The organism is Sphingomonas phyllosphaerae FA2 (genome assembly GCF_000427645.1).
Taxonomy (GTDB): Bacteria; Pseudomonadota; Alphaproteobacteria; order Sphingomonadales; family Sphingomonadaceae; genus Sphingomonas; species Sphingomonas phyllosphaerae.
The window spans coordinates 2569828-2585386 of record NZ_KE386571.1 but is presented as its reverse complement, the minus strand read 5'-3'; the positions used below and the strand labels follow the sequence as shown (position 1 = coordinate 2585386).

Below are 15559 nucleotides of genomic sequence, written 5' to 3'. Positions count from 1 at the left end.
GGGCGGCCTTCCACGGGCGATCACGATCCTTGTTGCGATCGAGTATAGACCCTAGGGTGCGGGTGGCGTGGGGTAAAGGTCAGGCGAGTGCGTGGCGACGGGGGCCGAGCAGGCCGGCGGCGGGGACGCTCAAGCCGCGCGCGAGCAGGCGATGGCGCTCGACCGGGCCGGGCAGCCGCCACGCGGCGGTCGCCGCCGCATCGAAGCCGAAGAAGCGGCCGTAATATTCGGGGTCTCCGATCAGCGTCAGCGGCGGCCCATCCGCAGCGGCCGCCAGTGCGGCCTCCATCAGCCGCCGGCCCAGCCCCTCCTGCTGCCGTTCTGGAACGATCGCGACGGGACCGACCAGCACCAGCGGCCACACGGCGCCATCGTCGCCCTCCAGCTGAACCGGCCAGCATTGGATCGACCCGAGCAGGACGTTGCCCTCGATCAGCGCGAAGCTCAGCTCCGGGATCGCCTGCGTTCCGGCACGGAGGCGATAGGCGGTGCGCGCGTGCCGGTCGTGGCCGAACGCGCGGTCGAGCAATTGCTCCACGGCCGCATCGGCAACCGCGGCGATCGGCACCATCTGGATCACGCCTGCGCTTCCTCCTGCCCGCGATCGAGGTGGACGCCCGGGCGCGGGCGCTTTAGCGGGGTGGCGATCGAACGCAACCGGGTTGACCGAATGAAGCTTTACGACACCGAGCGCGCGCCCAGCCCGCGCAGGGTGCGCATCTATCTGGCCGAGAAGGCGATCTCCGTCGAGCGTGTCGCCGTCGACCTGCAGGCGGGCGAGCATCTGGCGCCGGCGTTTCTGGCGATCAATCCGCGCGGAACGGTGCCTGCGCTGGAGCTGGACGATGGCGAGGTGATCGGCGATTCGACCGCGATCTGCCGATTCTTCGAGGCGCTCCATCCCGAGCCGCCGCTGTTCGGCACCCGCCCGGTGGAGATCGCGCGGGTGGCGGCGTGGACGCGCCGTGTCGAGTCGGAGGGCTATACCGGCGTCGTCTATGCGTTGCGCAATACGGCCGCGCGCTTTCACGGCCATGCCGAGGCAGGACATTGGCCGCGGCTCGAACAGATTCCGGCGCTTGCCGAGCGCGGGCGGCTGATGTGGCGGACGTTCGTCGACACGCTGGATGCACGACTGGCGGAGAGCGAGTGGCTGGCGGGGGATCGCTACAGCTTCGCCGATATCACGGCGTTGGTGACGGTCGATTTCGCGCGTGCCGCGAAGCTAGCGTTACCGGACGAGGCGGTTCATGCGCAGCGCTGGTACGAGGCGGCCACCGCGCGACCGAGTGCCGCGGCATGAGCTTTGCTCCCGACACGCTCGAACTCGAGGTTCACGACCTTGAGGTGCAGGTGCTGACCGGCATCTATTCCGAAGAGACGCACCTGCCGCAGCCGCTGCAAATCTCGCTGACAGTTCTGCTGGACGCGCCGGCGCATTATGCGCCCGACACGCCGCTGTCGGCATCGAAGAATTACCTCGATCTCAAATATGCCGCGACCGACGCGCTGTCGACAGCCGGGCATTTCACGCTGATCGAGGCGGTGGCGGATCATATCGCCGAGACGCTGTTCCTTCAGGATCAGCGTGTCCGGCGGGTGAAAGTGAAGATCATCAAGCTCGCCATCGCCGAGGCGAGCGAGGCGATCGGCGTCACATTGGTCCGGCACCGCCGCTGACCGGTGCTGCGGCAGCCGGCGGCGCGGCGCGGCAGGGGCCGAGCTGCTCGATCACATAGGCGTAATCGGCCTGCGCCTGCGTCGCATCCTCCGGCCCCAGCGAGGCGGTGCTGCGCTCCGGCAGCGTCGCTGGCAGCGCGCAGGCCAGGCGATACCAGAGCAAGGTGTCGCGCTTCGGCGTCGGGGCCGAATCGTCGATGATCTCACTTAGCGCAACCGACCAGCGTGGCTGCTCGCCGGGGCGGCGGAGGATCGACAGGGCCGCCGGCCGATTGTCGCGCGTGCGCAGGAAGATCTGCGTCTCGCCCTCCCCGGGGAGTGCGCCCGGGACATGGAACGCATTGCCGACGTCGGTGATGATCGGCGGCGCGTCCGGCGCGGCGATCTCGGATGCGACGGCACGCACGCGCTGCTCCAGCGCATGACTCCAGTCATGTTGCGCGCCGGGTTCGACCAACTGGATTTGACCCGCCTGTCCCGCAACGGGACGTGCAAAGGCGAGCACGCGGCGTTTCTTGAGCGACGGCACGCGGCCGCGCCAATCCGGCGCTACATCGACCACCCAGCCGACCCTGGCCGGGATCGCGGTGGCGCCGCGCACCAGGGTCGTCACATCCGCCTCGACGTAGAAGCGCGTCTTGCCCGCAGCCAGGCCGGCCGCCTCTGCGCCCTTGATTCGCGACGCTGAGCGAATCGTGGCGTCCACGACCAGCGGGCTGGCGATCACCAGATCGGCGAGGTCAGCATAGCCCAGCTCCGGTGCAACCGGCGCGGCAATAGGCGTTTGCTGCGCTAGGGAAGCGCCGGGCGCGATCACGGGGGCCAGCAGCGCGGCGGCGGAAAACAGGAAAAAAATGCGCTTCGTCATAACGCATGGGATAGACGCGGGCGCGCAAACGATACAGAAATAAAAACGTCGCAGTCCGGCTGTACGTTTGTTGCGTCCGACAAAGCGTTTGCGCTCCCAAAAGGCGCGCGATAGGACTTGTGTGTCTGTGGTAGCCTATTGGGCGCTACGGAAAGGTAAACAACCCGGCCGGATTCCGATCCGGTCACGCCACGGGCCGCAGGATGAGGGAGTTTCGTTGCTGAATGGCCTATTCTGACCAGAAGATGAGCGGGGGCAAGGTTGGCGCGCTGGTAATCGTCGCGCTGATCCACGTTGCCCTTGGCTATGCCTTCATAACCGGCCTCGCGACGAATTTCGTCAAGAAGCAGGTCGAGAAGCTGAACACGTTCGACGTCGAGGAGCCACCGCCCCCGCCGCCGGAGGAGCCGCCGCCCCCGCCGCCCGACACGCCGATGACGCCGCCGCCGGTGGTGTCGCCGCCGCCGATCGTGCAGAATCCGAATCCGCCGCCCGTGACGGTCGCGACGGTGCCGACCCCGCCGCCGGTCTATGTGGCCACGCCGACGGTCGCGCCGCCCGCTCCGCCAGCGCCGCCCGCTCCGCCGGCTCCGCCTGCGGTCAGCAAGGCTGCCGGTCTGAAGGGTAACCCCGGCCAGTTCTTCGGTGCCGACAACTATCCGCCTTCGGCCATCCGCGCCGAGGAGCAGGGGCGTGTCGTCGCGAAGCTGACGGTGGGCACCGACGGGCGCGTCACCGACTGCGTGGTCACCACGTCGAGCAACTCCTCGGCGCTCGACCAGGCGACCTGCCGCATCGCCAAGAGCCGCGTGCGTTTCTCGCCCGCGCAGGATGCGGGCGGCAACCCGATCGTCTCCAGCTACACGCTGCCGGTGCGATGGGTGCTGCCACAGAATTGATCCGCGTGACCCTGGCCGCGCGGACCAAAATCGCCGGCCGACAACTTATCTGGCTTAAGGAAGACACCGAATGATCATCAACATCCTCGCCGCGGGTGGGACCGCGGCAGCCGAGAACCAGTTCGGCCTGCAGCAGGCGCTGAAGGAAGGCGGCATCATCTCGCAGTCGGTTTTCACCATCCTGGTGGTGATGTCGGTTGTGTCCTTCTACATCCTCTTCTCGAAGCTGTTCGAGCAGCAGAAGATCATCAACCAGGCGAAGCGCGTCCGGTCGAACTTCTGGAACAGCACCTCGCTGCGCGAGGGCTCGGCGAAGCTGGAGAAGAACTCCGCCTACAAGCAGCTGGTCGACGACGGCCTGGCGGCGCAGGAGCAGCACTCGAAGCTGACCGATCCGGTCGAGGCGCACGACTGGCTGCACGGTTCGCTGGCGCGTTCGGAAGCGGCGATCAACTCGAAGCTCGGCGGCGGTCTGGCGTTCCTCGCGACCGTCGGTGCGACCTCGCCGTTCATCGGTCTGTTCGGTACCGTCGTCGGCATCTACCGCGCGCTGATCAAGATCGGTGCGTCGGGCGATCCGTCGATCGACAAGGTCGCGGGTCCGGTCGGTGAGGCGCTCATCATGACCGCGCTCGGCCTGGTCGTCGCGGTCCCGGCGGTGCTGGCGTACAACTGGCTGCAGCGTCGCAACAAGTCGATTGCGGAAGACCTGTCGGCCTTCTCGAACGACGTGCTGGGCTTCCTCGCCTCGAACGGTGCGGTCCGCCCGTCGATCGGTGCGACGACCACCACCGCCAAGGCGCCGGCCAAGCCGGTCGGGGCGACCACGACCGCCGGCCAGACCGGTGGCGTGCAGACCCGCCCGTAAGGCGAAGGGATACGCGGGGCCGTCGTACGGCGGCCCCGTCGATCACCTGCCGCCGTACCGGTCCCGCGCCCCGCGGCCCGGCCCGGCGGAACGAGAGAATAGGATAGCCTGATGGCGATGAGCGTTGGCGGAGATTCCGCTGAATCCCCGATGTCGGACATCAACACGACGCCCCTCGTGGACGTCATGCTGGTGCTCCTCATCATCTTCCTGATCGCGGTGCCGGTCGCCATCCAGACGGTGAAGGGCATCAAGCTGCCCAGCGTCGTCTTCGACCCGACCACGACCAAGCCCGAGAACGTCTCGCTTTCGGTGATGGGCAACAACGGCACCTGCCAGGTCTATTGGGGTATTACCCCGGTGACCCATCAGGAACTGCTGGACCGCGCGGTTGCCAAGCTGAAGACCGAGATCGATCGTCAGGGCGGCCCGGGCAACCCGGACCTCGAACTGCCCGAGGCGCATGTCCGCGCCGACGTCGGCACGCCGTGGCGCTGTGTCGCCGGTACGATCTACAACATGCAGATGGCCGGCTTCGCCAAGGTCGGGTTCATTTCGCAGCCCAAGGGCGGCGGCGCCTGAGCGAGGAGTAGCTGACATGGCAATGAGTGCAGGCCGCGATGACGGCGAGCCGATGATGGACATGAACACGACGCCGTTGATCGACGTCATGCTCGTGCTCCTCATCATGTTCATCATCACCCTCCCGGTCCCGACGCATGCGGTGAAGGTCGACCTGCCGGTCAACGATCCGAAGGCGCAGAAGCCACCGGTCGATCCGATCAAGAACAAGATCGCGATCGACGCCGCGGGCGGGATCACCTGGAACGGCACGCCGGTCAATTCGACCGTGCTGCGCCAGTATCTCGATCAATCGGCGGCGATGAGCCCGGAGCCGGAACTTCAGTTCCAGCCCGATCCGGCGACCCGCTATGACGTGGTCGACCAGACGCTGGCGGACATCAAGCGCTCGAACGTCACGAAGCTCGGCTTCGTCGGCAACGAGCAATATTACAAGGATTTCTGATCGCCGCGGCGATCGGTCATTCTGAACGATGATGGGCGGTCCTGCGGGGCCGCCCTTTTTCGTTGCGATTCCTTGGCTGAGATCATCGGGCCGGACGGCTACGGCAATCCGTCCCTTGCGGACGCTTGCTGGTGTGACTCACGCGGCTATCACGTTGTGCGAGAAGGAGCGGCCCAAGCCCGAGCCTCGCATCATTAAGCGTTCAGCCATCCCGATGGCTCGTCCTTACTTTGCAAAACCTACTTGCGATCATGTCAATTAAATGACACCTTCATGTCATAAAACCGTAACGCGCTCATCGACGCGGCGGCTTCATAGGAGGGTGATATGGGCAGCAAGTTGATGCTTTCGGCAGTGGTGCTGGCCACCGCGATGGCGACCCCGGCGGTCGCCAAAGACCGTGTCGGCTATCAGGCGATTGCGGCGGGCAGTCTCGCCAAAGCCGAGCAGACGATCACGGCTGAGCGCGCGATTTTTCCGGAACGTCCTGAGTTGATGCTGAATTTGGCGGCAGTTTACGCGCGTACCGGGCGCGAGGCGCAGGCGCGCGCGCTCTATGCCGATGTGCTCGATCGCGACGCGGTGGCGATGGATCTGGCGGACGGCAGCGTGCGGACGTCGCATCAACTGGCCCGGACTGGCATGGCGCGTCTGACCACAGCGATGGCAACGCGCTGAGGAGCCTATCGTGTTCCTAAGGCAACTAATGTTGCCCTAGCGACACGGCCTGACAGGTCGGCCACCATCCGAGGTTCGGACGTGGCTTCGGCATTCACAGAGTTGGTCGCATCGCCGGACATAGCCCGCGATGATCGCTATCTCGCCCGAGCACTCGAATCCACGAGTGGCTTCCTCTCAAGGCACCGGTCACGCCTGCGCACCCGCAGCAACGCGACCCGACGTCAGAGTCGCGGCAAGGTCACGCCGCGCTGGCCCATGTATTTGCCGGCCCGATCGGCGTAGCTCGTCTCGCACGGCTCGTTGCCGGACAAGAACAGGAATTGGCAGGCGCCCTCATTAGCGTAGATCTTGGCGGGCAGCGGCGTCGTATTCGAGAATTCAAGCGTCACATGCCCCTCCCAGCCGGGTTCGAGCGGGGTGACGTTGACGATGATTCCGCAGCGCGCATAGGTTGACTTGCCGAGGCAGATCACCAGCACGTCGCGCGGCACGCGGAAATATTCGACCGTCCGCGCCAGCGCGAAGCTGTTGGGCGGAATGATGCACACGTCGGTCTTGCGGTCGACGAAGCTGTTCGCCGCGAAATCCTTCGGGTCGACCAGCGCGTTGTCGACGTTGGTGAAGATCTTGAACTCGTCCGCCACGCGCGCGTCATAGCCGTAGCTCGACAGCCCGTAGCTGATGCAGCCGTCGCGGCGTTGCGACTCGACGAACGGCTCGATCATCCCGTCGGCAAGCGCACGGTCGCGAATCCAGCGGTCGGACATGACGGACATACGGCAATTCCCCTCGAACGTACGCGCTTTCGCGGCTGAACGCGCGCGGTGCAAGGCGCATCGCTGTTCCGGTGCCATCCATAACGCTATTGTCGCGCGCATGCTGCGCCTGATCCTGCCGTTGGCTTACCGGGTGCGTCGCTGCGCGATGGCGCTGCTGCGTTGGCGGACGCGCGGGGTGAAGCTGCTGGTGTTCGACCGCGACGGACGCGTGTTACTGGCCCGGCACCGCTATGGCCGTAGCGACCTGCACATGCTGCCCGGCGGTGGGATTGCGCGTGCCGAGACGCCGGAGACGGCGGCTGCCCGCGAGCTGCGCGAGGAGACTGGCTGCATCGCCCGTGGGCTGAGAATCGTGGCGCGATACGAATCGCGAACCGAAGGGCGACGTGACACCGTCTTCCTTTTTACCGCGCAGACCGACGACACGCCGGTGCCGGACGGCCGCGAATTGGCCGAGGCGGCGTTTCATCCGCTTGGCGATCTGCCGGCCACATTGTCACCAGCGACACGGCGGCGGATCGAGGAATGGAACGGCGCCCGGGAGCGTAGCAAGGACTGGTAGGTCCTTGCGATTCATTCTCACTCCCCACGGCCTTGCCCCTCCGGGGGCGGGGGTCTAGAGCGTGCCGGTTCCGTTCGCACCTGCGAGAGAGGCGAGAGAGACATAGTGGTCGATCTGTCGCAATACCTACCGATCCTCCTGTTCCTGGGGGTGGCGCTCGCTCTGTCGAGTGCGTTCGTTTTTCTTCCGATGGCGGTCGCCAAGCTGACCGGCGCGGCCAAACCCACGCCCGAAAAGCTGGCCGAATATGAATGCGGCTTCCCCGCGTTCGAGGACAGCCGTTCGCAATTCGATGTGCGATTCTATCTGGTCGCCATCCTGTTCATCATCTTCGATCTCGAAGCGGCGTTCCTATATCCTTGGGCAGTCAGCGTTTTTTCGCTCGGCTGGACCGCATGGTTCTCGATGATGATCTTTATCGCCGAACTCGCCCTCGGCCTTGTCTACGCGTGGAAGAAGGGAGCGCTGGAGTGGGAGTAGAAGCACACTCCGGGCCGATCGGGCTCGTCAACAATCCCGAGCCGGGCCGTGGCGTGATTGCGCCCGACCAGGGCTTTTTCGATGGGCTCAACGGCGAGCTGAACGACAAGGGCTTCCTCGTCACCTCGACCGAGGACCTGTTCCAATGGGCGCGTACCGGCTCCCTGTGGTGGATGACATTCGGGCTCGCCTGCTGCGCGGTCGAGATGATCCACGTCAATATGCCGCGCTACGACATGGAGCGGTTCGGTGCCGCGCCGCGTGCGTCGCCGCGCCAGTCGGACGTGATGATCGTCGCGGGCACGCTCTGCAACAAGATGGCCCCGGCACTCCGCAAGGTCTATGACCAGATGTCGGAGCCGAAGTACGTCATCTCGATGGGCTCGTGCGCCAATGGCGGCGGCTATTATCACTATAGCTACAGCGTCGTGCGCGGCTGCGACCGCGTGGTGCCGGTGGACATCTATGTTCCCGGCTGCCCGCCGACCGCCGAGGCGCTGCTCTATGGCGTGATGCAGTTGCAGCGGAAGATCCGCCGCGCCGGGAGCATCGAACGGTGAGGGCGCCGGCTCCTGCCTGGGCGGCGCAGCTCAACGATGCGACGATCGGCGCGGCGCGCACCGCGATCGGTGGCGCGTTGCTCGACGCGGTCGAGATCGCCGGCGAGGTGCAGCTGCACGTCACGCGCGACGGGCTGGTCGCGGCGCTGATCGCGCTGCGCGACACGCCTGGGCTCGAATATCAGCAGCTCATGGAGATCGCGGGCGTCGACTATCCGGACCGCGCCGAGCGGTTCGAGATCGTTTATTGCCTGTTGTCGCTGACCCGCAACCATCGGCTGCACGTCCATGTCGGCGCGACCGAGGATACGCCGGTGCCATCGGTGACCGACATATGGCCGGTCGCGGGCTGGCTGGAGCGCGAGGTGTACGACATGTACGGCGTGCTGTTCTCGGGCAACCGCGACCTGCGTCGCATCCTGACCGATTACGGCTTCCGCGGGTATCCGTTCCGCAAGGACTTCCCGCTGACAGGGTTCGTCGAGCTGCGCTATTCGGAAGAGCAGAAGCGCGTCGTCTATGAGCCGGTGAAGCTGGCGCAGGACTTCCGCACCTTCGATTTCGAGAGCCCGTGGGAAGGCGCGGAATACGTGCTGCCGGGTGACGAGAAGGCGAAGCTGCCCGAAGCGAAGGGCGCGCCGACTCCGGCGACTGCGACCGAGGTGCAGAAGGCGGGTGTCGCGCAGACGCCGAGGCAGGACGCACCGGCGCCGAGCCAGCCTTATGCCAAGAAGGACACGACCAGCACCGCCGAGACCGGCGCGGGCCGTGCCGAAAGCGATGCCGAGCCGAGGCCGGCCGACCCTGATGTCGTGCCGTCGAAGGGCGGAGGGCAGAATCAATGACCGATACGTACGTCCATAAGGAGCAGGCGGTCGATCGCGAGGTCGATCCCGCGATCGAGAAGATCCTGCACGCGACCGACGCTTCGCACCCGACCGAGGGCGACGTGGCGATCCAGAATTACACGATCAACTTCGGCCCGCAGCATCCCGCGGCGCACGGCGTGCTGCGGCTCGTCATGGAGCTGAACGGCGAGATCATCGAGCGGATCGATCCGCACGTCGGGCTGTTGCATCGCGGCACCGAGAAGCTGATCGAATACAAGACCTATGCGCAGGCGATCCCGTATTTCGACCGGCTCGATTATTGCTCGCCGGCCTGCATGGAGCACACCTTCGTGCTCGCGATCGAGAAGCTGCTCGATCTCGAAGTGCCGATCCGCGCGCAGTATCTGCGGGTGTTCTTCGCTGAACTGACGCGCATCTCGAACCACATGCTCAATCTTGGGTCACACGTCATGGACGTCGGCGCGATGACGCCGAACCTGTGGCTGTTCGAGATTCGCGAGGATTGCTACGGCTTTCTCGAGCGTGCGACCGGCGCGCGGATGCACCACAATTACTTCCGTCCCGGCGGTGTGCATCAGGACGTGCCGCTGAAGCTGTTGACCGACATCGCCGACTGGCTCGATACGCGGCTGCCGCGGCTGTTCGAGGATGCGATCAGCCTCGTCGCCGACAACCGCATCTTCAAGCAGCGCAACGTCGACATCGCGACGGTGAGCCGCGAGGACGCTATCAAGTGGGGCTTCTCCGGCCCGATGATCCGCGCCGCGGGCATCCCGTGGGATCTGCGCAAGTCGCAGCCGTACGACGTCTATGCGAAGATGGACTTCGACGTGCCGGTCGGGACGCGTGGCGATTGCTACGACCGCTTCATGGTGCGCGTCGAGGAGGTCCGCCAGTCGGCGCGGATCATGAAGCAGTGCCTCGCCGAAATGCCGGAGGGGCCGATCGCGTCGCTCGACCGCAAGGTGGTGCCGCCGAAGCGCGCGGAGATGAAGCGCTCGATGGAGGCGCTGATCCACCACTTCAAGCTCTATACCGAGGGCTATCACGTCCCGGCGGGCGAAGTGTATGTCGCGACCGAGAGTCCGAAGGGCGAGTTTGGCGTGTATCTGGTCAGCGACGGCAGCAACAAGCCGTATCGCTGCAAGATCCGTCCGACCGCGTTTTCGCACCTGCAGGCGATGGACTTCATGAGCCGCGGGCACATGCTGGCGGACACCACCGCCATCCTGGGCGCGATGGATATTGTTTTTGGCGAATGTGACCGCTGATGGCTGACGCACCTATCATTCCCGACGAGGCCGAGGTCCGCGCACGCTGGGGCGCGTTCCAGTGGAACGACGACAGCAAGGCGAAGCGTGATGCGATCCTGTCGCGCTATCCGGCCGGGCGCGAGCAATCGGCGTCGATCCCGCTGCTTGATCTGGCGCAGCGTCAGGTCGGGGCCGAAACGCAGACGCAGGGCTGGCTGCCGGTCCCGGTGATCGAGTTCGTCGCGCGCGAGATCGGCGTGCCGTACATGCGCGTCTACGAGGTCGCGACCTTCTACACGATGTTCAACCTCGCGCCGGTCGGGCGTTTCCACGTGCAGGTGTGCGGGACGACGCCGTGCATGTTGCGCGGGTCGGACGACGTGCTGGCGGCGTGCAAGAACAAGGGCCTCATCAAGGGCAAGACCACGCCCGACGGCCTGTTCACGCTGACCGAGGTCGAGTGCATGGGCAATTGCTCTTCGGCGCCGATGGTGCAGATCAACGACGACAATTACGAAGACCTCGACTACGATCGCACGATCGCGATCCTCGAGACGCTAGCCAACGGCGGCGCGCCGAAGCCGGGGACGCAGGAACCGGGGCGCCACACGGTCGAGCCGAAGGGCGGGCCGACCTCGCTGACCGCGATGGTGACCGAAAATCATGACTACCGCGACGAGTGGAACGTCGCGGCGCAGGGAGCGGACGCATGAGCCTGCTCGACAAGGACCGCATCTTCACCAACCTCTACGGCTATCAGTCGTGGCGGCTGGACGCGGCGATGGCGCGCGGCGACTGGGATAATACCAAGGCGCTGCTGGCGCTCGGCCAGGACAAGATCATCGACGTCATCAAGGCGTCGGGGCTGCGCGGGCGTGGCGGGGCAGGGTTCCCGACCGGCACCAAATGGTCGTTCATGCCCAAGGAGCCGAAGCCGGATCGTCCGAACTTCCTCGTCATCAATGCCGACGAGTCCGAACCGGGGTCGTGCAAGGATCGCGAGATCATCCGCCACGATCCGCACAAGCTGATCGAGGGCGCGCTGGTCGCGGGGTTCGCGATGCGCGCGCGGGCTGCGTATATCTACATCCGCGGCGAGTATATCCGCGAGGCCGAGGTGCTCTTCGCTGCGGTCGCCGAGGCGTATGACAAGGGTCTCGTCGGCAAGAACGCCTGCGGGTCAGGCTATGACTTCGATGTCTTCGTCCACCGCGGCGCGGGCGCGTACATCTGCGGCGAAGAGACAGCGATGCTCGAAAGCCTCGAGGGCAAGAAGGGCCAGCCGCGGCTCAAGCCGCCGTTCCCGGCCGGCGCGGGGCTGTATGGCTGCCCGACGACGGTCAACAACGTCGAATCGATCGCGGTCGCGCCGACGATCCTGCGGCGCGGTGCGGCGTGGTTCTCCAGCTTCGGCGCGGAGAACAACAAGGGCACCAAGCTCTTCCAGATCTCCGGCCATGTGAATACGCCGTGCGTGGTCGAGGAAGCGATGAGCATCCCGTTCCGCGAGCTGATCGAGAAGCATTGCGGCGGCATCCGCGGCGGCTGGGACAATCTGCTCGCGGTGATCCCGGGCGGGTCGTCGGTGCCGCTGGTGCCTGCGAAAGACATCATGGACGCGCCGATGGACTTCGACGGCCTCAAGGCGGTCGGCTCCGGGCTTGGCACCGCGGCGGTGATCGTCATGGACAAGTCGACCGACGTCGTCCGTGCGATCGCGCGGCTGTCGTACTTCTACAAGCACGAGAGCTGCGGCCAGTGCACGCCGTGCCGCGAGGGCACCGGCTGGATGTGGCGCGTGATGGAGCGGCTGCGCACCGGTGATGCCGAGATCGGCGAGATCGACATGCTCCAGCAGGTGACCAAGCAGGTCGAGGGCCATTCGATCTGCGCGTTGGGCGATGCGGCGGCGTGGCCGATCCAGGGCCTGATCCGCCACTTCCGCCCTGAGCTGGAACGCCGCATCAACGAGCGTGGCGGCAACGTCGCCCCGATGCAGGAAGCTGCTGAATAATGCCCAAGGTCAAAGTCGACGGAGTCGAGATCGAGGTGCCGCAGGGCGCCACCGTGCTGCAGGCGTGCGAGCTGGCCGGCAAGGAGATCCCGCGCTTCTGCTACCACGAGCGGCTGTCGATCGCCGGCAATTGCCGGATGTGTCTGGTCGAGGTGAAGCCCGGACCGCCCAAGCCGCAGGCGAGCTGCGCGCTGCCGGCTGCGGAAAACCAGGAGATCTTCACCAACACGCCGATGGTGAAGCATGCCCGCGAGGGCATTATGGAATTCCTGCTGATCAACCACCCGCTCGACTGCCCGATCTGCGATCAGGGCGGCGAGTGCGACCTGCAGGACCAGTCGATCGCCTATGGCCGCGGCCATTCGCGGTTCGACGAGAACAAGCGCGCGGTCACCGAGAAGTATATGGGGCCGATCGTCAAGACGGTCATGACCCGCTGCATCCAGTGCACGCGCTGCATCCGCTTCGCGGAGGAAGTCGCGGGCGTCGAGGAGATCGGCGCGATCTATCGCGGCGAGAACATGCAGATCACCTCCTATCTGGAGGAAGCGGTCAGCAGCGAATTGAGCGGCAACGTGGTCGACCTCTGCCCGGTTGGAGCGCTGACCAGCAAGCCCTATGCGTTCGAAGCGCGCCCGTGGGAACTGCGCAAGACGCTGACGATCGACGTCATGGACGCGGTCGGCACCAATATCCGGCTCGACAGCCGCGGGCGGCAGGTGCTGCGCGCGGTCCCGCGCGTCAACGACGACGTCAACGAGGAATGGGCGAGCGACAAGACCCGCCACGCGGTCGACGGGTTGGTCCGCAAGCGGCTCGACCGGCCGTATGTGCGCCGCGACGGCAAGTTGCACGCGGTGACGTGGGACGAGGCGTTCGCGGCGATTGCGGCGGTCGAACACGGCGGATCGGTCGCGGCGGTCGCGGGCGATCTGGTCGACTGCGAGACGATGTTCGCGGCCAAGGCGCTGCTCAAGGGGCTCGGCTCGTCGCTGCTCGAGGGGCGGCAGACCGGCATGGACTATGATACGTCCAGCCTCGCCGCAGTGAACTTCAACACTACGATCGCAGGCACCGAAGAGGCGGACGCGATCCTGCTGGTCGGCACCAACCTGCGTTGGGAAGCGCCGCTGGTGAACACGCGCATACGCAAGGCGATCAAGAAGGGCGCGAAGGTCTTCGCGATCGGCCCGGAAACCGAGCTGACCTACAAGGTCGAGTGGCTCGGCGCGGATCTGTCGGTGCTCGGCAATTTGCCCGAGCGCGTGACCGAGGCGTTCGGCAAGGCCGCGAAGCCGATGGTGATCGTCGGCGGTGCGGCGCTCAAGGGCGCGCATGGCGCGGCGCTCGGGTTGGTCGAGACGCTTGGCCTGGTGAAGGACGGGTGGAACGGCTTCAACGTCGTCCACATGGCAGCGTCGCGGATGGGCGGGCTGATGCTCGGCTATGCACAACCGGCCGGTATTTCGGCGCTGTACGACGCGAAGCTGACCTTCTTCCTCGGTGCCGACGAGTGCGATCATGCGCGCTTCACCGGCTTCAAGGTCTATGTCGGCCATCACGGCGACCGCGGCGCGCATCATGCGGATGTGATCCTGCCGGGCGCGAGCTATGCCGAAAAGTCCGGGACGTTCGTCAACCTCGAGGGTCGCGTCCAGCGCGGCGAGCGCGCGGTGTTCCCGCCGGGTGACGCGCGCGAGGACTGGACGATTTTCCGCGCGCTGAGCGAGCGGCTCGGCCAGACGCTGCCGTTCGACACGATCGACGAGCTGCGCGCGGCGATGGCGCTCGACTGTCCGGAGCTGGCGACGCTGGGGCTCAAGACCTTCGCGTGGAGCGCGCCGGCGCTCGGTACCGTCGCCGAGGGCGTGCTCGAAGGCTATCCGATCAAGGACTTCTATCTCACCAACGCCATTTGCCGGGCGTCGCCGACGATGCAGCGCTGCTCGGCCGAACTGGTGCATGGCGAGAGCTTCGCGGAGGCGGCGGAGTGACCGACTTCTTCAATCATACCGTCGGCCTTCCTTATGGCTGGGCGTGGTTCCTCGCGACGATCGTCGGCATTCTGGCGATCGCGCTGCCGCTGATGCTGTCAGTGGCAATGATCATCTATGCCGACCGCAAGATCTGGGCGGCGATGGCGTTGCGGCGCGGGCCGAACGTCGTCGGGCCGTTCGGGCTGTTGCAGTCGTTCGCGGACGGGCTGAAGGTCTTCCTTCAGGAAACGATCGTTCCGTCGGCGGCGAACCGCGGGCTGTTCCTGCTCGCGCCGATCATCACCTTCACGGTCGCGCTGATCGTCTGGGCGGTGGTGCCGTTCCAGCCGGGCGTGGTGCTCGCGAACATCAACGTCGGGTTGCTCTACGTGCTCGCGGCGTCGTCGCTGGGCGTGTACGGGATCATCCTCGCCGGCTGGTCGTCGAACTCCAAATATCCGTTCTTCTCGGCGATCCGCGCCGCGGCGCAGATGGTCAGCTATGAGGTTGCGATCGGCTTCGTGCTGATCTCGGTGGTGATGTGGGCGGGCTCGTTCAACCTGACGACGATCGTCGAGGCGCAGAAGGGGCTCTACGGCTTCATCAACGGCTTCGGGTTCAACCCCTTGCTGTTCCCGATGAGCGTCGTGTTCCTGATCTCGTCGCTGGCGGAGACGCAGCGCGCGCCGTTCGACCTGACCGAGGCGGAGAGCGAGCTGGTCGCGGGCTATCAGACCGAATATTCGTCGATGGCGTTCGCGCTCTACTGGCTGGGCGAATATGCGAACGTGCTGTTGATGTGTACGCTGAATGCGACCTTGTTCTGGGGTGGCTATCTGCCGCCGTTCGACTGGGCGCCGCTGTACGTCGTGCCGGGGATCATCTGGCTGTTCGCCAAGATCCTGTTCTTCTTCTTCGTCTTCTCGTGGATCAAGGCGACGGTGCCGCGCTACCGCTACGACCAGCTGATGCGGCTGGGCTGGAAGGTGTTCCTGCCGTTGTCGCTGTTCTGGGTGTTCCTGGTGTCGGGCGTGCTGATGTTCATGCGCGTGGGAGTGTAA

The 15559-nt window shown here is 65.7% G+C and carries 19 protein-coding genes; 16 read left to right on the top strand and 3 right to left on the bottom strand.

The window, feature by feature from the left end; all coding sequences use genetic code 11:
- Positions 1-79: 79 nt before the first annotated feature.
- Positions 80-580 carry a GNAT family N-acetyltransferase gene (locus SPHPH_RS0112565; protein ID WP_028966994.1) on the bottom strand — a complete coding sequence of 167 codons (501 nt, stop codon included), beginning with the start codon at positions 578-580 and terminating at the stop codon, positions 80-82.
- 90 nt (positions 581-670) lie between these two features.
- Here SPHPH_RS0112565 and SPHPH_RS0112560 point away from each other — a divergent pair, with 90 nt between their 5' ends.
- Both SPHPH_RS0112560 and SPHPH_RS0112555 read left to right on the top strand, forming a co-directional pair.
- The gene (locus tag SPHPH_RS0112560) at positions 671-1303 is read left to right on the top strand and encodes a glutathione S-transferase family protein (protein WP_028966993.1); all 633 of its coding nucleotides are present in this window, start codon (positions 671-673) and stop codon (positions 1301-1303) included.
- Positions 1300-1680 (top strand): dihydroneopterin aldolase, encoded by a 381-nt coding sequence (locus tag SPHPH_RS0112555; RefSeq protein ID WP_028966992.1) that lies wholly within the window; start codon positions 1300-1302, stop codon positions 1678-1680. The genes SPHPH_RS0112560 and SPHPH_RS0112555 overlap by 4 nt, the downstream gene beginning before the upstream one ends.
- On the opposite strand, the gene SPHPH_RS19740 is transcribed toward SPHPH_RS0112555, so the two are convergent.
- Positions 1655-2548: a hypothetical protein gene (locus SPHPH_RS19740; RefSeq protein ID WP_051272999.1), complete on the bottom strand. Its 894-nt coding sequence runs from the start codon at positions 2546-2548 to the stop codon at positions 1655-1657. The two genes, SPHPH_RS0112555 and SPHPH_RS19740, sit on opposite strands and share 26 nt — an antisense overlap.
- 224 nt (positions 2549-2772) lie before the next feature.
- Here SPHPH_RS19740 and SPHPH_RS0112545 point away from each other — a divergent pair, with 224 nt between their 5' ends.
- The 5 genes from SPHPH_RS0112545 (at position 2773) to SPHPH_RS0112525 (ending at position 6020) form a co-directional block, all read left to right on the top strand.
- Positions 2773-3447, top strand: coding sequence for an energy transducer TonB (locus tag SPHPH_RS0112545; protein WP_028966991.1), 675 nt, complete (start codon positions 2773-2775; stop codon positions 3445-3447).
- 70 nt (positions 3448-3517) lie between these two features.
- Positions 3518-4315, top strand: a complete 798-nt coding sequence (locus SPHPH_RS0112540; protein ID WP_028966990.1) for a MotA/TolQ/ExbB proton channel family protein — start codon at positions 3518-3520, stop codon at positions 4313-4315.
- A gap of 111 nt (positions 4316-4426) precedes the next feature.
- Positions 4427-4897 carry an ExbD/TolR family protein gene (locus SPHPH_RS0112535; protein ID WP_028966989.1) on the top strand — a complete coding sequence of 157 codons (471 nt, stop codon included), beginning with the start codon at positions 4427-4429 and terminating at the stop codon, positions 4895-4897.
- A 16-nt stretch (positions 4898-4913) separates the two neighbouring features.
- On the top strand, positions 4914-5342 hold the full coding sequence (locus SPHPH_RS0112530) for an ExbD/TolR family protein (protein WP_037488544.1): 429 nt from the start codon (positions 4914-4916) through the stop codon (positions 5340-5342).
- Between the two features lie 327 nt (positions 5343-5669).
- Positions 5670-6020 (top strand): hypothetical protein, encoded by a 351-nt coding sequence (locus tag SPHPH_RS0112525; protein ID WP_028966987.1) that lies wholly within the window; start codon positions 5670-5672, stop codon positions 6018-6020.
- Positions 6021-6244: 224 nt separating this feature from the next.
- On the opposite strand, the gene dcd is transcribed toward SPHPH_RS0112525, so the two are convergent.
- On the bottom strand, positions 6245-6799 hold the full coding sequence (gene dcd, locus SPHPH_RS0112520) for a dCTP deaminase (RefSeq protein ID WP_028966986.1): 555 nt from the start codon (positions 6797-6799) through the stop codon (positions 6245-6247).
- A gap of 100 nt (positions 6800-6899) precedes the next feature.
- Between dcd and SPHPH_RS0112515 the strand changes: the two genes are divergently transcribed.
- From SPHPH_RS0112515 to nuoH, 9 genes are all read left to right on the top strand, one after another.
- Positions 6900-7364: an NUDIX domain-containing protein gene (locus SPHPH_RS0112515; RefSeq protein ID WP_238303074.1), complete on the top strand. Its 465-nt coding sequence runs from the start codon at positions 6900-6902 to the stop codon at positions 7362-7364.
- A gap of 105 nt (positions 7365-7469) precedes the next feature.
- A complete protein-coding gene (gene ndhC, locus SPHPH_RS0112510) occupies positions 7470-7844 on the top strand; it encodes an NADH-quinone oxidoreductase subunit A (protein WP_028966984.1) in 375 nt (124 codons plus the stop codon).
- Positions 7835-8404 (top strand): NuoB/complex I 20 kDa subunit family protein, encoded by a 570-nt coding sequence (locus SPHPH_RS0112505; protein WP_404719691.1) that lies wholly within the window; start codon positions 7835-7837, stop codon positions 8402-8404. The genes ndhC and SPHPH_RS0112505 overlap by 10 nt, the downstream gene beginning before the upstream one ends.
- A complete protein-coding gene (locus SPHPH_RS0112500) occupies positions 8401-9249 on the top strand; it encodes an NADH-quinone oxidoreductase subunit C (protein ID WP_028966982.1) in 849 nt (282 codons plus the stop codon). Before SPHPH_RS0112505 ends, SPHPH_RS0112500 begins: the two co-directional genes overlap by 4 nt.
- Positions 9246-10526, top strand: a complete 1281-nt coding sequence (locus tag SPHPH_RS0112495) for an NADH-quinone oxidoreductase subunit D (RefSeq protein WP_051272998.1) — start codon at positions 9246-9248, stop codon at positions 10524-10526. Before SPHPH_RS0112500 ends, SPHPH_RS0112495 begins: the two co-directional genes overlap by 4 nt.
- A complete protein-coding gene (locus SPHPH_RS0112490) occupies positions 10526-11221 on the top strand; it encodes a complex I 24 kDa subunit family protein (protein WP_028966980.1) in 696 nt (231 codons plus the stop codon). Before SPHPH_RS0112495 ends, SPHPH_RS0112490 begins: the two co-directional genes overlap by 1 nt.
- The gene (gene nuoF, locus SPHPH_RS0112485; protein ID WP_028966979.1) at positions 11218-12522 is read left to right on the top strand and encodes an NADH-quinone oxidoreductase subunit NuoF; all 1305 of its coding nucleotides are present in this window, start codon (positions 11218-11220) and stop codon (positions 12520-12522) included. The genes SPHPH_RS0112490 and nuoF overlap by 4 nt, the downstream gene beginning before the upstream one ends.
- Positions 12522-14516, top strand: a complete 1995-nt coding sequence (nuoG, locus tag SPHPH_RS0112480; protein ID WP_028966978.1) for an NADH-quinone oxidoreductase subunit NuoG — start codon at positions 12522-12524, stop codon at positions 14514-14516. The genes nuoF and nuoG overlap by 1 nt, the downstream gene beginning before the upstream one ends.
- A complete protein-coding gene (nuoH, locus tag SPHPH_RS0112475; RefSeq protein ID WP_028966977.1) occupies positions 14513-15559 on the top strand; it encodes an NADH-quinone oxidoreductase subunit NuoH in 1047 nt (348 codons plus the stop codon). Before nuoG ends, nuoH begins: the two co-directional genes overlap by 4 nt.

Excerpts from the sequence above, each read along its gene's own strand:
- SPHPH_RS0112560 (WP_028966993.1), top strand. The coding sequence starts at position 671 with ATGAAGCTTTACGACACCGAGCGCGCGCCCAGCCCGCGCAGGGTGCGC.
- SPHPH_RS0112555 (WP_028966992.1), top strand. The coding sequence starts at position 1,300 with ATGAGCTTTGCTCCCGACACGCTCGAACTCGAGGTTCACGACCTTGAG.
- SPHPH_RS19740 (WP_051272999.1), bottom strand. The coding sequence starts at position 2,548 with ATGACGAAGCGCATTTTTTTCCTGTTTTCCGCCGCCGCGCTGCTGGCC.
- SPHPH_RS0112545 (WP_028966991.1), top strand. The coding sequence starts at position 2,773 with ATGGCCTATTCTGACCAGAAGATGAGCGGGGGCAAGGTTGGCGCGCTG.
- SPHPH_RS0112540 (WP_028966990.1), top strand. The coding sequence starts at position 3,518 with ATGATCATCAACATCCTCGCCGCGGGTGGGACCGCGGCAGCCGAGAAC.
- SPHPH_RS0112535 (WP_028966989.1), top strand. The coding sequence starts at position 4,427 with ATGGCGATGAGCGTTGGCGGAGATTCCGCTGAATCCCCGATGTCGGAC.
- SPHPH_RS0112530 (WP_037488544.1), top strand. The coding sequence starts at position 4,914 with ATGGCAATGAGTGCAGGCCGCGATGACGGCGAGCCGATGATGGACATG.
- SPHPH_RS0112525 (WP_028966987.1), top strand. The coding sequence starts at position 5,670 with ATGGGCAGCAAGTTGATGCTTTCGGCAGTGGTGCTGGCCACCGCGATG.
- dcd (WP_028966986.1), bottom strand. The coding sequence starts at position 6,799 with ATGTCCGTCATGTCCGACCGCTGGATTCGCGACCGTGCGCTTGCCGAC.
- SPHPH_RS0112515 (WP_238303074.1), top strand. The coding sequence starts at position 6,900 with ATGCTGCGCCTGATCCTGCCGTTGGCTTACCGGGTGCGTCGCTGCGCG.
- SPHPH_RS0112495 (WP_051272998.1), top strand. The coding sequence starts at position 9,246 with ATGACCGATACGTACGTCCATAAGGAGCAGGCGGTCGATCGCGAGGTC.
- SPHPH_RS0112490 (WP_028966980.1), top strand. The coding sequence starts at position 10,526 with ATGGCTGACGCACCTATCATTCCCGACGAGGCCGAGGTCCGCGCACGC.
- nuoF (WP_028966979.1), top strand. The coding sequence starts at position 11,218 with ATGAGCCTGCTCGACAAGGACCGCATCTTCACCAACCTCTACGGCTAT.
- nuoG (WP_028966978.1), top strand. The coding sequence starts at position 12,522 with ATGCCCAAGGTCAAAGTCGACGGAGTCGAGATCGAGGTGCCGCAGGGC.